Below are 15,038 nucleotides of genomic sequence, written 5' to 3'. Positions count from 1 at the left end.
GAAGGGAAACAGCTTTGGAGGGCACCCAATGAAGCCTGCCCAATTCGACTACGTCGTGCCGTCGACGGTGGAAGCCGCCGTCGAAGCGCTCGTTGCCGCGAACGGCGAAGGCAAGGTGCTGGCCGGCGGTCAAAGCCTGATGCCGCTGTTGAACTTCCGGATGGCGCGTCCGACCGTGCTCGTCGACCTGAATCGCATCGAGGGATTGTCCTACATTGAGGACCGCGGCGACCGCATCGCCATCGGCGCGCTGACGCGCCATCGCGAGCTGGAACATTCGCCGTTGATCGCCGCGAAGCTGCCGGTGATTGCGGCGGCGATGCGTCACGTCGCGCATCTTGCGATCCGCAACCGCGGCACAATCGGTGGCAGTCTGTCCCATGCGGATCCCGCTGCCGAACTCCCGATGCTCGCGACATTCTACGACGCCGAGATCCTGGTCCAGGGGCCTTCGGGCCGCCGGAGGATCACCCCAAAGGAATTCTTCGTCGACGCCCTGACGAACTGTCTTGAGCCGGAAGAGATCGTGGTGGAGGTCGCGTTTCCGATCCTGAAGCAGGACGGTTGGGCGTTCGAGGAGGTCGCGCGCCGGTTCGGCGATTTTGCGCTCGCCAGCATCGCCGTCTCCGTGCTCCGCGGCCCGTCCGGATTGGCGGCGGCGCGCGTCGCGGTGATGGGCGTGGCCGATACGCCGCGGCGGCTGAAAGAGGCGGAGGAGGAACTCATCGCGTTGGAGCTCGACGACCGGATGCCCGATCGCTTCTCCGAGATCGTCGTCTCCCAGGTCTCGCCGAACGACGACCTCCATGCATCGGCCGACTACCGCAGGCATCTGCTCGCACAACTGGCGAAACGGGCGTTGCAGACGGCGTTGGCGATGAGGGGCTGATCGGATGACAAGCAGCGTATCGGTGACCGTGAACGGCGAGAGCTACGACGTCTCGGATGTCGAGCCGCGCATGCTGCTTTCCGATTTCTTGCGTGACCGGCTTGGCCTGACCGGAACGCATGTCGGATGCGAGCACGGCGTGTGCGGTGCCTGCACGGTTCTAGTGAACGGCGACAGCGCGCGATCCTGCCTCATGTTGGCCGTCCAGGCCAACGGCGCGGAGATCGTTACGGTCGAAGGGCTCGGATCGCCGGAAGAGCTCAATGAGCTGCAGGCTCAGTTCCGCGAGCACCACGGGCTGCAGTGCGGCTTCTGTACGCCGGGCATGCTGATGACCGGCGAAGACCTGCTCCGGAAGTATCCGCTCCTAACCGACGAGGATATCCGGGAGGGGCTCTCGGGCAATCTCTGCCGTTGCACCGGATATCAGAACATCGTCGCGGCGATCCGAAGCGCCGCCGCCAAGCGCACGGAGAAGGCGTCATGAAGCTGAACTTCCTCGCCGCGGGGCGCCTCCGTATGAAGAAGAGCATCTACGTGCCGGACGCCGACCGCAGCGAAACCATCGATCTTCCCGTCAGCAGCGCGTTGATCCGGCACAAGCAGGGCAACGTGCTGTTCGATACCGGCTGTCATCCGTCCGTGGTCGACGATGCCGAGGGCCGGTGGGGACCGCTTGCCAAAGTCATGAAGCCAACGATGAACGCAAGCGAGACCTTGCTGCCGAGTCTCGCATGCAGCGGCCTCGAACCCGGCGACATCGATATCGTCGTGAATTCGCACTTTCACCCCGACCATTGCGGCTGCAACCAGTTCTTCAAGAAGGCGACGATCCTGGCCCACGCCAAAGAGATCGAAGCCGCTAACGCGCCGCGTGCCGAGGCGGTCGGCTATCTCAGGGACGACTGGGACTACGGACAGCCGATCGAGCCCGTAAGCGGAGAGAAGGATTTGTTCGGCGACTCCAGCGTCGTGCTGGTGCCGTTGCCGGGCCACACGCCGGGGATGCTCGGTGCGCTCGTCAGCCTCGACCGCGACGGCTGGTTTCTACTGGCGTCCGACGCGGTCAGTCTGCGGCAGAATCTCGATGCAGACGAAGCTCCGCGAAATACCTGGAACGTCGAGCAGCAGTTGAAGACCTTCCAGGAGATCCAGCGAATCGAGAAGAGCGGAGCCACGATCATCTGTGGCCATGACGACGCGCAGTGGCGGACCTTGCGCAAGGGATCCGAAGGCTATGAATAGCGATCGGCGCGCAGGTCCCTCCGACGTCCTGAGGCCGCGGAACGTCGGTGCGCCGATCAAGCGCACCGAAGACCCGCGTCTTCTGACCGGGAACGGCGAATACACGTCGGACCGGAAGCCGGACCGGCCGCTTCATCTGGCGTTCCTTCGCAGCGGTCAGCCGCACGCGCTTATCGTCCGCATCGATAGTGCGGCGGCACAGGCTGCGCCGGGCGTGGTCGCTGTGCTCACAGCGGAGGACATTGCCGGCGATTTCAAGCCGGTGATCCCGTTCTCGCGGATGCCGAACTACTACGCGACGCCGATCGTGCCACTTGCTTCCGGGAAGGTCCGCTATGTCGGGGAGGCCGTCGTCGCGGTCGTTGCGACATCGCGGTACCTGGCCGAGGACGCGCTCGAATTGATCGACGTCGAGTACGAACCGCTCGATGCGATCTCTCGGGCTGAATCAGCCATCGCTGATGGTGCGCCGCTGCTGCACGAAGCCGCCGGCACCAATGTGCTGATCGCCCGCGAATTCAAGAAGGGCGATGTTGCAGCCGATCTGAAGGCCGCCGCTGTCAAGGTTGGCGGCCGTTTCGAGATGACGCGCAAGGCGCCGCTGGCGATGGAGCCGCGAAGCTACGCCGCGGAGTACGACAAGCGCCGTGATGCCATCACGCTCTACACGTCGTCGAACATTCCCGGCATCGTTCGCGACGCGATCTCGGAATCGCTGGACCTGCCGGGGCATCGCCTGCGGGTGGTCGCACCTGATGTTGGCGGGAGCTTCGGGTCGAAGGGATCGCTCTATCCCGAGGAACTCCTGATCTGCATTGCGGCGCGCAGGCTTCGTCGGTCGGTCAAGTGGACGGCGGACAGGCTCGAGGACGTCAGCAGCAGCAGCCAGGCGTTCGCCGAAATCGTCGATGCGCAGATGGGGTTCGACGCGGATGGCATCGCGACCTCGCTGCAGGCGGACGTGATCGGGGACGTCGGTGCGTTCTCGATCTATCCATGGACCTGTGGTCTGGAACCCGTTCAGGTCGTGAGTTTCCTGCCGGGGCCCTACAAGATCGGATCCTACAGGGGCACCGTGCGCGGCGTTGCGACCTGCAAGCCGCCGACCGGCCCGTACCGCGGCGTCGGCCGCCCGATCTCGACCTTCGTCGCCGAACGGCTGATGGACCTCGGAGCGGCGGCGCTCGGCATTGATCCGCTCGAAATCAGGCGCCGGAATCTGGTCCGGGCAGAGGAGTTTCCGTACCGGATCGCGTCCGGGATTATCTGGGACAAGACCGGCTTCATCGAATGTCTGGAAGCCGCTGCGGAGGCGGCCGGCTATGACCAGCTTCGCAAGGAGCAGGCCGACGCGCGCAAGCAAGGGCGCCTGTTCGGCATCGGTATCGCTTCCTACGCCGAGTTGACGGGCATCGGCTCGAGGATCGCGGTGGCGCCGGGCATGCCGATCAACACCGGCTCCGAAACGGCAAAGATCACCATCGACTCGACCGGAGCCATTACCGCGGCATTCGGTGTCGCCTCGCATGGCCAGGGCCTCGAGACCACGTTGGCCCAGATCGTCGCCGACGATCTCGGAGCCCGGTTCGAGGACGTCCGCGTCATCCAGGGCGACAGCGACGAGGTGCCGATGTCGACCGGGACCTACGCAAGCCGCAGCGCGGTGCTCGGGGGCGGCGCCGCGAAGCACGCCTCCAGGATACTTCAGGAGAAGATCAAGCGGGTGGCCTCGCATCTCCTCGAAGCCAACGCTGACGACATCGAGGTGAGCGAAGGTAAGGCCGTTGTGCTTGGCACCGACCGCACCGTGACGTTCAAGCAGATCGCCAAGGCGGTCTATTCCGACATGAAGACGCTGCCGGTCGATGCACGTGAGGAATTGAGCGCCACCTACACCTACGATCCGATCAACGGGACGACCGCGGCCGCCACGCACATCGCCGTGGTCGATCCGGTGACATGCTTCGCGCGAATCCTCAAATTCGTCGTCGCCGAAGACTGCGGTCGCCTCATCAACCCAATGATCGTCGATGGTCAGGTGCATGGTGGCGTCGCGCAGGGCATCGGCGCCGCGTTGTTCGAGGAGCTGATCTATGACGAAGACGGCCAGCTCCTGACTGCGAGCCTCGTCGACTACATGATCCCTTCCGCGCCGGACATACCGTTCATGGACGTCGTTCATGTCGAGAGCGTATCCGCCGCGGCGGGCGGCTTCCGGGGCATGGGCGAGGGCGGCACGATCGGCGCGCCGGCGGCGATCGCCAACGCGATCGCCGATGCGCTGTCGCCGCTCGGTATCGGTGTCGCGATCCTTCCGATGACGCCGGAGCGCATTTTCAAACTGATGGAACAAGCCAAGCTCAAATCGAGAGGAAAAGCAGATGAGTGACTTGAAAGGACGCGTTGCCCTGGTGACTGGAGGCGGACGGGATGTCGGCGCAGCCATCTCCCTGATGCTGGCAGAACGCGGCGCGAGCGTCGCCGTCAACTATCACAGTTCGAAGGCGGATGCCGAAGCGGTGGTCGCCGAGATCGGGAAGGCCGGCGGCAAGGCGAAGGCCTACCAGGCCGACATCGCGGACGCCGACATCGTCAAGAAGATGATCGCGGACATCAAGAGCGATTTCGGCGGATTGGACATCCTGGTCAACAACGCCGGCCTGGTGTTCCGCAAGCGGTTCAGCGAGAGCACGCCGGAGGATTGGAAGAAGCAGATCGACACCTGCCTCTATGGCGCGCTGAATTGTTCCCACAGCGCAGGCCCCCTGCTCGAGGCGTCGGGCCACGGACGGATCATCTCGATCATGGGCGACTCTTCCAGGGTCGGCGAATCCGGCTTGGCGCTTGGTGCCGCGGCGCGCGCCGGCACGATCGCGCTGATGAAGTCGCTGGCGCGCGAATGGGGCCGTTCGGGCGTGACCGCCAACTCGATTTCGCTCGGCCTGATCGAAACCGCGCACGACAAGACCTGGGTCGATGCGAACCGCGAGAAGCTGGTCAAGGCTTACGCGATCCGCCGTCTGGGACTGCCCTCCGACGTCGCGCCTCTGGTCACTCTGCTCGCCTCCGATGCCGGAAGCTGGATCACCGGGCAGGTGATCAGCGTCAACGGCGGATACAGTATGGTCTAGGGAGGGAGGCATGCTTCACGTCGATCTGATCGCGCCGATTGCGACGCTTCTCGAGCGTCACGCGCAGCAACGCCCGGGCCAAATAGCGTATTGGGATTCGTCGCGATCCGTCACCTACGCGGCTCTCACCAGGCGGACCGCGTCGATCGCGGCCAACCTGACGAAGGCCGGTCTGCGCGACGGCGACAGGATCGCGATCTACCTGCCGAACGGCGTCGATTGGATCGAAGCATGCTTCGCCGCCTTGCGCGCCGGCGCCGTCGTTGTCCCCATCAGTTACGATGCGGCGGAGGGGGAGATCAGCTATCGGCTGATCGACGCCGGATGCGGATTCATCGTCACGACGCCTGCCAGAAAGGATACGATTCACAAGGTCTGCCGCGATTCCTCCATCGCGCCGGGTGTGATCTTTGCGGGAGCGGATGCCGAAACGGAGAGCGTTTCGTTGGCTCGCCTTGCGGCTGACGATGCCGCAGCGCCCTCCGATCCCAATGATATCGATCGTTCGTCGTTCATCATCTACACGTCGGGGACGACCGGACGGGCAAAGGGCGTGCTGCTGTCGCTACGCAGCATGCTTTGGATCGCTGCGTCCTGCTGGGCGCCGATCGCGGAGTTGAACGAGAAGGACGTCGTGCTGTCGCCGTTGCCGCTGTTCCACTCCTACGGCCTCAATCTGTCCGTGCTCGGCGTGCTCGCCGTGGGCGCGAGCGAGCACATCATGGAGAAGTTTTCGCCCCAGCAGGCGCTCGACCTGCTGCAGACGGGAAAGTATTCGGTGCTGCCAGGCGTGCCGACCATGTTCCACTATCTCTTGTTGCGTGCCCAGGAGAGCGGTGTCGAGCGCCTCGGCGCGGTCCGGCTCTGCATCTCGGCCGGCGCCATCATGCCGGCAACCCTCAACCGCGGATTCGAGGATCGCTTCAAGACGGGGCTGCTCGACGGATACGGCATCACCGAGACCGCCACCATGGTGACGATGAACTGGCTGCACGGCGCACGACCGATGGGATCGTGCGGGTTGCCGGTGCCCGGGCTTGCCGTACGGATCGTCGATCCGTCGTCCGCCGAGGACGTTCCGTTCGGCGAGGAGGGCGAGTTGATCGTCCGCGGACCGAACCTGATGCAGGGCTATCTCAACAAGCCGGCGGAGACCGCGTCGGCGCTGCGCAAGGGCTGGTATCACACCGGTGATCTCGCGAAGTCGGACCCGGCGGGCTATCTGACGATCACAGGCCGGATCAAGGAGCTGATCATCCGCGGCGGTCAGAACATCGCGCCCGCCGAGATCGAGGAGGTCGTCGTCCGGCATCCCCATGTCAAGGACTGCGCCGTGGTCGGCGTGAAGCATGCGACGCTGGGCGAGGTGCCCTGCCTCTTCGTCGTTGCGAAGGACAACGAACTCGATGTGGCTGCGCTGCTGGATCATTGCAGGGCGCATCTGTCGGCCTACAAGATTCCCGAGGCGACCCATCTCGTTGGCGAAATTCCAAGGACCGGCTCCGGGAAGATCATGCGCTTCAAGCTGGTCGAAGCGTTGAGCCAGGCGTGAGCGCAAGGACGCCGTTCAGTCGACTGATCGCGGCCCCAGGGCGCCGAACGATTTGGGATCGTAGGTCAGCCGGTAGCGCATATCCGCGGCGACGATCGGCTGTTTGCAGCGGTCGCAATCCACCGAAGCGTTGAAGTCGTGTCCGCATTTGAGATGGGTGAGCAGCAGTGGGGGCTTGCCTTTGGAGAGCCAGCGGTCGCCCCATCGCAGCATCGCGATGAAGGGGCCATAGAGATCCAGTCCCATCTCGGTCAGAAGATATTCGTAGCGGTCGGGGGAGCTCTGGTACTGCCGGCGGTAGAAGACGCCGTTGGCAACCAGGCGGTTGAGCCGATCGGTCAGGATGTTCGGCGCGATCGCGAGCTCGGTCAGGATCTTGTCGTAGCGGCGGTTGCCGAAGAATCCCTCGCGAACGACCATGAAGCTCCACTTGTCGCCGATGATCTCCAGGGCGCGCGAAACCGAACTTGGGCGCCCGAGCATGAACCGGCTCCCGTCGGAAGCCCGTCTGGTGTTGCGGCCCGGCTTGGCAGGACGTCGTCCGGCGCCGGGGCCGTCCCGGTACGTCGCATCGCGCGCGCCGACGCTTTCGCCGCAATGGGAGCACGTGACGATGGGGTGGCTGTCGCAACCGCAATTGGTGTGGATCAGCGTCAGCGGAGGGGGCTTGCCCTTGGATAGCCAACGATCGCCGAACTGCATGAGGGCGATGAAGCTCGGATAGAGATCGAACCCCATCTTGGTCAGCCGGTATTCCTTGCGTTGCGAGGAGCCGGGCGCGACCTGGCGGAAGATGGCGAGCTGGGTGAGCTTCCTCAGCCGGTCGGTGAGCGTGGCCCGCGGGATGCCGAGCGCCGAACGGAACGCTTCAAACGTCTGCGTTCCGAAGAACGCTTCGCGGATGATCAGGAATGCCCAGGCATCGGAGACGATGTCCAGCGTGCGCGCGACCGAACAATTGCGTTCGGTTCGACCGGCGGCCGTCCGGTCCGCAGTCGCCGGTGACCTCGGTTTGGCCGAGGCTTTGGTGCTCTGAATCTTGGCGGCGGCGGGCATTCCGGAAAGTCCATCCATGCAGCCACCGCGAGTGCGGCGGCCCCGAAAGTAGCGCACCTCTAGCACATCGGCGCGATTGACTCGCCCGAAAAATCAGTCTAGTTATGCATGTAATAAAAGTCGAGTTATGCTAGTTAAAGAAATATAGAAATCGGCGGCATGTGACCCCGGGGAGGAACGTCATGAACCTGAAAGTAGCGAGCGTCCTGGTCGCATCCGTTGCGACGCTGGTGGTCATCAATGGCGGCGCCGCCGCCCAGACCGCGGCGATTTCGGACGGCGTCGTGAAAATCGGCGTGCTGACGGATATGTCCGGTCAGTTCTCGCACGAATCCGGCGAAGGAGCCGTTACGGCGATCAAGATGGCCGTCGAGGATTTCGGCGGCAAGGTTCTCGGCAAGCCGATCGAGGTCGTCGTCGCCGACCACCAGAACAAGCCCGACACCGCATTCGCGCTGGCGCGCAAATGGTTCGACGTCGATCACGTCGACATGATCGGCAACCTCATCAATTCCTCGATCGCGCTCACGGTCTCCGGGCTGGCAAAGGAGAAGAACCGGATCGCCATCATCAACGGGTCCGGATCATCCCGGCTGACCGGGGATGCGTGCACGCCGAATAGCGTCCACTATGCGTACGATACCTACGCTCTCGCGCGCGGCACCGGCACCGCGCTCGCCAAAGAGGGCAAGAAGTCGTGGTACTTCCTGACCGCCGACTACGCATTCGGGCACGCGCTCGAAGCCGATACCTCGGCGGTCGTGAAGGCGATGGGCGGCGAAGTCGTCGGGGCGACCCGCTATCCGCCCGAGACGTTCGACCAGTCCTCTTTCCTGCTCCAGGCGCAGTCGTCGAAAGCGCAGGTCGTCGCGCTGGCCGGCTCCGGCAACGTGCTGGTGAACTCGATCAAGTCGGCCCAGGAGTTCGGGATCCAGCACGGCGGACAGACGCTCGCGGGGCTTCTCGTCTGGATCACTGACGTCAAAAGTCTGGGCCTCAGCGTGGCGCAGGGGCTGGTGCTGACAAACGCCTTCTACTGGGACCGCGACGACGAGACGCGGGCGTGGTCGAAGCGGTTCTTCGAGCGCATGAAGCGGCCGCCGCATATGGGCGACGCCGGCGACTATTCGTCGACCATGCACTATCTGCGGGCCGTCCAGGCCGCGGGCACCGACGAAGCGCAGGCCGTCATGAGCAAGATGCGCGAGCTGCCGGTCAACGATTTCTTCGCCAAGAACGGCAGGATCCGGGAAGACGGCCGCATGGTCCACGACATGTACGTCTACGAGGTCAAGAAGCCGTCGGAGTCGAAGGGCGATTGGGATTTCTACAAGCTTCGCGAAGTTATTCCCGGCGATCAGGCGTTTCGCCCGCTCAAGGACAGCGCATGCCCGCTGGTGAAGAAGGGTTGACACAGATCGATAATACGGGCCGCGATGCCGTTGCATTGCGGCCCGCACCGATGGAGGCATCGTGATGGATCAGGACGTCGTCGCCGGCGGCTCGGCCCAGTTCCGCAATCCGATCCGGTCCGGCTCCGAATATATCGAGAGCCTGAGAGGGCGGAAGCTGAAGGTCTATCTGATGGGTGAGGCGGTCGAGGAGCCGGTCGACCATCCGATCATCAGGCCGTCGATCAACGCGGTCGCGAGGACCTACGACCTCGCCAACGAGGATCCCGAACTGGCGTCCGCGGTCTCGCCTCTGACCGGGGACCGCGTGAACCGATTCCTCCACATCTCTGCAAGTCCCGGCGACCTCGTCATGCAGAACAAGATGCAACGCCGTCTCGGGCAACTGACGGGCACGTGCTTCCAGCGTTGCGTCGGCATGGATGCGCTCAATTCGCTGCATTCGGTGACATACGATTTGGACGAGGAGCACGGCACCGGCTATCACGCGCGGTTCAAGCAGTTCCTCGCGCGCGTGCAGCGCGCGAACCTGGTCATCGGCGGCGCAATGACCGATGTGAAGGGCGATCGCGGGCGATCGCCGTCGCAGCAGGCCGATCCGGATCTTTTCCTTCACGTCGTTGGCGTCTATGTCAGCGGCGCGAAGGCGCATCAGACGGGCTGCCTGAATTCGCATTGGCTGATCGTGATGCCGACGATGCGACTGGAGGCTGCCGACAACGACTACGCGATCGCCGGCGCCATCCCGGTGGACGCCGACGGCATCACCTACATCTATGGCCGGCAATCCTGTGATACGCGCAGCGCCGAGGAGGGCAACATCGACGCCGGCAACGCGCGGTTCTCGGGCCAGGAAGCGATGATCGTCTTCGAGGAGGTGTTCATTCCGAATGAACTCGTCTTCCTCGACGGGGAGTTCGAGTTTGCCTCCACGCTGGTCGAACGCTTCACCTGCTATCATCGCCGCAGCTATGTGTGCAAAACGGGCGTGGGCGACGTGCTGATCGGCGCGGCCGCCGCGGTCGCGGATTACGACGGTGTCGAGCACGTCTCGCATGTGCGCGACAAGCTCGTCGAGATGACCCATCTCAACGAGACGATCTATGGGACCGGTGTCGCTGCGAGCCATCAGGGGATCGCGATGAAGTCCGGAGCGTATCTTCCGGACGAGATGCTGGCGAATGTGTGCAAACACCACGTCACGCGCTTTCCCTACGAGATCGGCCGCCTGGCGCAGGATCTTGCCGGCGGATTGATGGTCACCCTTCCCTCGGAGCGCGAGCTACGGCACGAAACGGTCGGCCCCCTGATCGAAAAATATCTCAAGGGACGTCCGGAGGTTTCGACCGAGGACAGGATCCGGGTCCTGCGCCTGGTGGAAAATATGACGCTCGGCAGGAACGCCGTGGGATATCTCACCGAGTCCATGCACGGCGCGGGATCACCTCAGGCGCAGCGGATCCAGATCGCCCGTTCGATGCAGATCGAGTTCAAGAAGACGTTGGCGAAGACCCTGGCCGGCGTCGCCGACGCCTCGCGCGCGCAGATATCGAACGACCTGTCCACCTACATGGCGCGGGTGTTCGCGCCGGTTCGCAATTGATGCTCGCTATGCATTCCCGAAAGCCCGGAGACGTTCCATGGCGATGACGATGACTGGAGAGATTCAACTTTCGGCGCCTCGGGAGGCGGTTTGGGAAAAGCTGAATGACCCCGACATCCTGAAGGCCTGCATCCCGGGGTGCGAGGAATTGGAGAAAACCGACGAGGGGGGCTTTCGCGCCGTCGCCCGGATGAAGGTTGGTCCCGTGTCGGCTCGATTTCGCGGGAAAGTCACCTTGAGCGATCTCGATCCTCCCAACGGCTACAAGATTTCAGGGGAAGGCGAGGGCGGTGTGGCGGGCTTCGCGAAGGGCGGCGCCAAGGTCGATCTCGTCGAACGCGAGGGAGGCACGCTTTTGAGCTATCACGTCGATGCCCAGATCGGCGGCAAGCTAGCGCAGCTGGGGCAGCGGCTCATCAACGGCACGGCCAAGAAGATGGCGGACGAGTTCTTCGCCAATTTCGCGCGGGCTCTCTAGAGCATTTCGGTTCCGATTGAATCAGAACCGAAGCTTTAGACTCTTGTTTTGACGCGTTTTCTTCACGGGAACCGGTGTCCACTTCGCTCGAAACGCTCTGGTGGTAGAATCCATCGTGCGGCTTGGCGCCCTGATGCCACCATGGAAGCTCGCGGGAGCTAACAGGATCGGCCTGAGGGCTCCCGTTGCTTCTTTGAACGGTGCCCCAGCATTTTGGAGCACCGATTTGTGTCACCCTGCCGTAGCGCTGTCGGTTGGAACCGCAAGCGATGCTTGAAACAGGACAGCGAGCAGCTGTGCGGGTTCACGTCACGAAAGGCGGGCAGAAGGTTCGAATCCATCGGCAGGATGAAGTCTTTTTGGCTGTCCTGATATCGGATCCACAATCCGGCAAAGTAAATTGCCGGCGCAAGCAGCAGCATCGGCTCGCAAGAGTTGCCATCGTCGATGCTGGACGAGATCGCTTCGCGCACCGAGGGCGCTTGAAGCGCATTGAGAGAACTGGTGACGTATGGCCCCTCGTTCAGTTCGGCCAGGCGGTAATCTCCGTGGTCTGTCAACACAGCATGAGCCGCAGCGATCGGCTCGAGAGCGTCGTTCCTGTCATAGATGAGAAACCGCCAACCGAGGATAGTCACTACGGAATCGAGCGCGGGCAACTCAATTGACGCGGGAGCCTTGGCGCCGTTGTTGGGCCGGATCAGACGACGCAACGTGTTCAATCGCAGCAGTGCAATGCGATGCGGTGCGCAAAGTCGGAGGTCGTCGCGATGGTCGCTGTGTGCGAAGCTTAGCTTGGGCGTCGCAAAGCCCCGCGTGGATGCTCGCTTGACCATGCCGGCAAGGACGGCGTTGCGGGCGCCATCTGAAAGATCAGCTGCTGAGATCGGCATGCGCTGCCCCCTTGGTGTAGTATGTGTCCGTCCAGGTGCCGCAGTTGATATAGCCGCGCGGGAATTCCTCGGCGTCGATGTCCGAGAGGCCCCACCAGGGGTCCGCGATTGCCAGGCCGCGGTCATCTTGCTGCTGCGCACCGGGCGCGGATTCACCGGCGTAGCCTTTGATCGTGACAAGGTGGGCCCCGCCGCCATTCCACACGATGCGCATGCATAGCGGGCGGGTGCCGCCGATCTCTTCCTGGGTCTCCTGAAAGGACGCGGGTCGGCGCGCCGTCCATTTGCTGAAATGGCCAACGCGGAACAGCGACGACATCAGGTAGCCGTAGACATTACATGTCTCGTTGCCGCCCACGCAGCAATCATCCTGGCCCAGTTGTCCGTTCGCGATGTCGCATTGGGTTACTGTGCTGGAGGGCCGATAAAAATGGGCAACGCACGCCGCGACCGCGGCCCAGCACCAGTTTGACTTCTCCTGCTGCTGGTTCTTGAAGTTGAGCAGCCGCCATCTTGATTGCGTGAGCGGAGGCAATTCAATCGGTACGCAGGTTGCGTTCACGAGAGAAACGGTTTCGTCTGCTGTTGACGTCATGATCGCTCCTCCGGTTTCGCAGTGGAGGTCGAATATCCGGATGGCAGGGTTAGTGTCCCGGCCCCGCCAGGCTCGCGTTTGGCCTCGATCAATGTCGTCTTGAATGTCGGACAAGTTTTAAGGATATCGAACGCCTGGCGTGCAATGTCCCTCCCCGCAGCCGTGTCGCTCGGATAATGGACGCCCGCCACCTCGCGATTGCGGCCAATGCGATCGGCCAATGCAACGAGTGCCCTTTTGGGATGCTGAGGATCGATCTCCGCAAGCGACAGCGCGATCAGGTGGCTTTCGAGCGAATGCGCGCTCGGAAATGAGGCGTGCCCCGGCGAATTGATCAACGGAACGAGAGCAGGACAGATCTGTTGCGGTCGAGCCCGATTGAATTTGAGTTTGAAGTGAATCGCGACCATTTGAGCGGTACGCATACGACGGAGGCCGCCTGATTGACGCATGCGCGCGGGCACGGCGAGGTCTATGATGGCATTGGGTGAAGGGTGAAGGTCAGGCGGCCTGCTGATTGGCTGGCTTGTCGGCCTGGCGCAGGAGCTTCCATTCCCAGGGCAAGAGCTCGTGCAGACGCGATGCGGGATGATCGGCGATACGGGCCAGGACGTCGGCGAGCCAGGCCTTGGGATCGACGTCGTTGAGGCGACAGGTCGTGATCATCGTCAGCATGATGGCGGCACGGTCGGCGCCGCGCTGGCTGCCGGCGAAGGTCCAGTTGCGCCTTCCCAAGGCGATGCCTCTCAATGCGCGCTCAGCGCAATTGTTGGTCAAGCAGATCCTGCCGTCGTCGAGGAAGCGGGCGAAGCCGTCCCAGCGCCTGAGCATGTAGTTAATCGGCTTCAGGACCTCGGAGGAACGCGAGAGGGTTTCGCGCTCGCGGAGCAGCCAGGCATGCATGTCCTCGAGAAGTGACTTACTCTGTTCCTGGCGAGCGGCACGCCGCTCGCCGGCACCGCGGCCGTTGATGGCGCGCTCGATCTCGAACAACGTATCGAGGCGTCTGACAGCCTCCAGCGCGATCGGGGAGACCGGTTTGCCTTTCTTGCCTTCCCGAGCATTTTTCTCGATATCAGCCAGCTCGAAGAAGCCCCGCCGCGCATGGGCCACGCAAAACGCCGGCGTAATCGGCAGCGCCTTCTTCTGCGGGTCGAACAGCGGCTCGAAGCCGCTGTAGCAATCCGCCTGCAAGATGCCGGCGAAGGCGGCCAGATGTCTCTGTGGATGCTCGCCTCGTCGGTCGCTCGAGGCGTAATAGACCGCTGCCGGCGGCGCAGGCCCGGCGAACGGCCGGTCATCCCGCACATAAGTCCAGATCCGCCCGGTCGTGCACTTGCCCTTCGCCAGAATACGGATGGTGGTGTCGTCGCCATGAAGGCGCTCGGCAGCGAGCACGTGGCGTTCGATCAAGTGGAAGAGCGGCATGACGGCGAAGGTCCCGTGGCCGACCTGGTCGGCCAGCGTCGACAACGGCAGGTCGATCCCCTCGGCCTTAAAGCGCGCACTCTGGCGGTTGAGCGGGATATGCATGCCGAACTTGTCGAACAGGATCGTCGCCAGCAATTGTGGGCCGATGAAGCCGCGCGGCGTGGCATGGAACGGCGCGGGCGGCTGGCTGATCTTCTCGCAATCGCGGCAGGTGAACTTCTCGCGTACCGTCTCGATCAGCTTGAAGCGGCGCGGGATCTCCTCCAGCGTCTTGGTCACATCCTCACCGATCTTCGCCAGCCGCGATCCACCGCAGCAGGCGCAGGTCGTTGGAGTCTCAATGACGACGCGCTCGCGTTCGATATCGTCAGGCCATGGCTTGCGCACCGGCCGCTTGCGCATGAAGGGGCGGACGTTCTGCGTCTTCGCCGCTGCGGCCTGTGCGGCAAGCTCATCCTCGCTCGCCGTGGTGACGAGTTCTTCGAGCTCCAACTCCAACTGCTCGAGCAGCCGTGCCGAGCGCTCGGATCGCTGCCCGTGCAGTTCGCGCTTCAGCTTCTCGATGCGCAACTCGAGATGAGCGATCAGCGCCTCGGTATCCGACAGTTTCGCCTGCGCATTCGCGGCTTGCGCCTGCCAGTTGGCGGCCTTCGCCTCGGCTTTCTGTCGCGCCTCACGCTCGGCCTGCAGCGCCGCCAGGGCACTGACAAGGTCCGATGGAAGATCATCCGGCTTCGATATCATGGAGCCATT

The 15,038-nt window shown here is 63.3% G+C and carries 14 protein-coding genes; 9 read left to right on the top strand and 5 right to left on the bottom strand.

All coding sequences use genetic code 11. From position 1 onward, the window contains the following. Nucleotides 1-28: 28 nt before the first annotated feature. Genes HAP54_RS10635 through HAP54_RS10610 form a run of 6 tightly spaced genes read left to right on the top strand, consistent with a single transcriptional unit; the run spans nucleotide 29 to nucleotide 6,817 of the window. The gene (locus HAP54_RS10635) at nucleotides 29-889 is read left to right on the top strand and encodes an FAD binding domain-containing protein (RefSeq protein WP_166299846.1); all 861 of its coding nucleotides are present in this window, start codon (nucleotides 29-31) and stop codon (nucleotides 887-889) included. 4 nt (nucleotides 890-893) lie between these two features. Further along, nucleotides 894-1,376 (top strand): (2Fe-2S)-binding protein, encoded by a 483-nt coding sequence (locus tag HAP54_RS10630; protein WP_166299844.1) that lies wholly within the window; start codon nucleotides 894-896, stop codon nucleotides 1,374-1,376. Continuing rightward, nucleotides 1,373-2,134: an N-acyl homoserine lactonase family protein gene (locus tag HAP54_RS10625; protein ID WP_166299842.1), complete on the top strand. Its 762-nt coding sequence runs from the start codon at nucleotides 1,373-1,375 to the stop codon at nucleotides 2,132-2,134. Before HAP54_RS10630 ends, HAP54_RS10625 begins: the two co-directional genes overlap by 4 nt. Beyond that, the gene (locus HAP54_RS10620; RefSeq protein WP_166299840.1) at nucleotides 2,127-4,523 is read left to right on the top strand and encodes a xanthine dehydrogenase family protein molybdopterin-binding subunit; all 2,397 of its coding nucleotides are present in this window, start codon (nucleotides 2,127-2,129) and stop codon (nucleotides 4,521-4,523) included. Before HAP54_RS10625 ends, HAP54_RS10620 begins: the two co-directional genes overlap by 8 nt. Then, nucleotides 4,516-5,265 (top strand): SDR family NAD(P)-dependent oxidoreductase, encoded by a 750-nt coding sequence (locus HAP54_RS10615; RefSeq protein ID WP_166299838.1) that lies wholly within the window; start codon nucleotides 4,516-4,518, stop codon nucleotides 5,263-5,265. Before HAP54_RS10620 ends, HAP54_RS10615 begins: the two co-directional genes overlap by 8 nt. Nucleotides 5,266-5,275: 10 nt before the next feature. Beyond that, on the top strand, nucleotides 5,276-6,817 hold the full coding sequence (locus HAP54_RS10610) for a class I adenylate-forming enzyme family protein (RefSeq protein WP_166299836.1): 1,542 nt from the start codon (nucleotides 5,276-5,278) through the stop codon (nucleotides 6,815-6,817). Between the two features lie 15 nt (nucleotides 6,818-6,832). Here HAP54_RS10610 and HAP54_RS10605 read toward each other — a convergent pair whose 3' ends face one another. Next, nucleotides 6,833-7,891 carry a winged helix-turn-helix transcriptional regulator gene (locus HAP54_RS10605; RefSeq protein ID WP_224741306.1) on the bottom strand — a complete coding sequence of 353 codons (1,059 nt, stop codon included), beginning with the start codon at nucleotides 7,889-7,891 and terminating at the stop codon, nucleotides 6,833-6,835. A 164-nt stretch (nucleotides 7,892-8,055) separates the two neighbouring features. On the opposite strand from HAP54_RS10605, the gene HAP54_RS10600 reads away from it, so the two are divergent. The 3 genes from HAP54_RS10600 (at nucleotide 8,056) to HAP54_RS10590 (ending at nucleotide 11,366) form a co-directional block, all read left to right on the top strand. Then, nucleotides 8,056-9,285 carry an ABC transporter substrate-binding protein gene (locus tag HAP54_RS10600; RefSeq protein WP_166299834.1) on the top strand — a complete coding sequence of 410 codons (1,230 nt, stop codon included), beginning with the start codon at nucleotides 8,056-8,058 and terminating at the stop codon, nucleotides 9,283-9,285. A gap of 64 nt (nucleotides 9,286-9,349) precedes the next feature. Further along, on the top strand, nucleotides 9,350-10,888 hold the full coding sequence (locus tag HAP54_RS10595) for a 4-hydroxyphenylacetate 3-hydroxylase family protein (RefSeq protein WP_166299832.1): 1,539 nt from the start codon (nucleotides 9,350-9,352) through the stop codon (nucleotides 10,886-10,888). 37 nt (nucleotides 10,889-10,925) lie between these two features. Continuing rightward, nucleotides 10,926-11,366, top strand: a complete 441-nt coding sequence (locus HAP54_RS10590) for an SRPBCC family protein (RefSeq protein ID WP_029080510.1) — start codon at nucleotides 10,926-10,928, stop codon at nucleotides 11,364-11,366. Between the two features lie 158 nt (nucleotides 11,367-11,524). On the opposite strand, the gene HAP54_RS10585 is transcribed toward HAP54_RS10590, so the two are convergent. The 4 genes from HAP54_RS10585 to tnpC form a co-directional block, all read right to left on the bottom strand. After that, on the bottom strand, nucleotides 11,525-12,259 hold the full coding sequence (locus HAP54_RS10585; RefSeq protein WP_166299830.1) for a hypothetical protein: 735 nt from the start codon (nucleotides 12,257-12,259) through the stop codon (nucleotides 11,525-11,527). After that, nucleotides 12,240-12,854 carry a papain-like cysteine protease family protein gene (locus HAP54_RS10580; protein ID WP_166299828.1) on the bottom strand — a complete coding sequence of 205 codons (615 nt, stop codon included), beginning with the start codon at nucleotides 12,852-12,854 and terminating at the stop codon, nucleotides 12,240-12,242. The genes HAP54_RS10585 and HAP54_RS10580 overlap by 20 nt, the downstream gene beginning before the upstream one ends. Next, a complete protein-coding gene (locus HAP54_RS10575; protein ID WP_166299826.1) occupies nucleotides 12,851-13,264 on the bottom strand; it encodes a phosphatase PAP2 family protein in 414 nt (137 codons plus the stop codon). Before HAP54_RS10575 ends, HAP54_RS10580 begins: the two co-directional genes overlap by 4 nt. 91 nt (nucleotides 13,265-13,355) lie before the next feature. Beyond that, nucleotides 13,356-15,029 (bottom strand): IS66 family transposase, encoded by a 1,674-nt coding sequence (tnpC, locus tag HAP54_RS10570; protein ID WP_166205228.1) that lies wholly within the window; start codon nucleotides 15,027-15,029, stop codon nucleotides 13,356-13,358. Nucleotides 15,030-15,038: the final 9 nt, after the last annotated feature.

The sequence above is a fragment of the Bradyrhizobium sp. 2S1 genome (genome assembly GCF_011516625.5).
Lineage (GTDB): Bacteria > Pseudomonadota > Alphaproteobacteria > Rhizobiales > Xanthobacteraceae > Bradyrhizobium > Bradyrhizobium septentrionale.
Note: the sequence above shows the minus strand (reverse complement) of the source record. Positions and strands in the feature narration are given on the sequence as shown.

Bases quoted from the DNA above. Each gene is read 5' to 3' on its own strand.
- HAP54_RS10635 (WP_166299846.1), top strand. From the start codon at position 29: ATGAAGCCTGCCCAATTCGACTACGTCGTGCCGTCGACGGTGGAAGCC.
- HAP54_RS10630 (WP_166299844.1), top strand. From the start codon at position 894: ATGACAAGCAGCGTATCGGTGACCGTGAACGGCGAGAGCTACGACGTC.
- HAP54_RS10625 (WP_166299842.1), top strand. From the start codon at position 1,373: ATGAAGCTGAACTTCCTCGCCGCGGGGCGCCTCCGTATGAAGAAGAGC.
- HAP54_RS10620 (WP_166299840.1), top strand. From the start codon at position 2,127: ATGAATAGCGATCGGCGCGCAGGTCCCTCCGACGTCCTGAGGCCGCGG.
- HAP54_RS10615 (WP_166299838.1), top strand. From the start codon at position 4,516: ATGAGTGACTTGAAAGGACGCGTTGCCCTGGTGACTGGAGGCGGACGG.
- HAP54_RS10610 (WP_166299836.1), top strand. From the start codon at position 5,276: ATGCTTCACGTCGATCTGATCGCGCCGATTGCGACGCTTCTCGAGCGT.
- HAP54_RS10605 (WP_224741306.1), bottom strand. From the start codon at position 7,891: ATGGATGGACTTTCCGGAATGCCCGCCGCCGCCAAGATTCAGAGCACC.
- HAP54_RS10600 (WP_166299834.1), top strand. From the start codon at position 8,056: ATGAACCTGAAAGTAGCGAGCGTCCTGGTCGCATCCGTTGCGACGCTG.
- HAP54_RS10595 (WP_166299832.1), top strand. From the start codon at position 9,350: ATGGATCAGGACGTCGTCGCCGGCGGCTCGGCCCAGTTCCGCAATCCG.
- HAP54_RS10590 (WP_029080510.1), top strand. From the start codon at position 10,926: ATGGCGATGACGATGACTGGAGAGATTCAACTTTCGGCGCCTCGGGAG.
- HAP54_RS10585 (WP_166299830.1), bottom strand. From the start codon at position 12,259: ATGCCGATCTCAGCAGCTGATCTTTCAGATGGCGCCCGCAACGCCGTC.
- HAP54_RS10580 (WP_166299828.1), bottom strand. From the start codon at position 12,854: ATGACGTCAACAGCAGACGAAACCGTTTCTCTCGTGAACGCAACCTGC.
- HAP54_RS10575 (WP_166299826.1), bottom strand. From the start codon at position 13,264: ATGGTCGCGATTCACTTCAAACTCAAATTCAATCGGGCTCGACCGCAA.
- tnpC (WP_166205228.1), bottom strand. From the start codon at position 15,029: ATGATATCGAAGCCGGATGATCTTCCATCGGACCTTGTCAGTGCCCTG.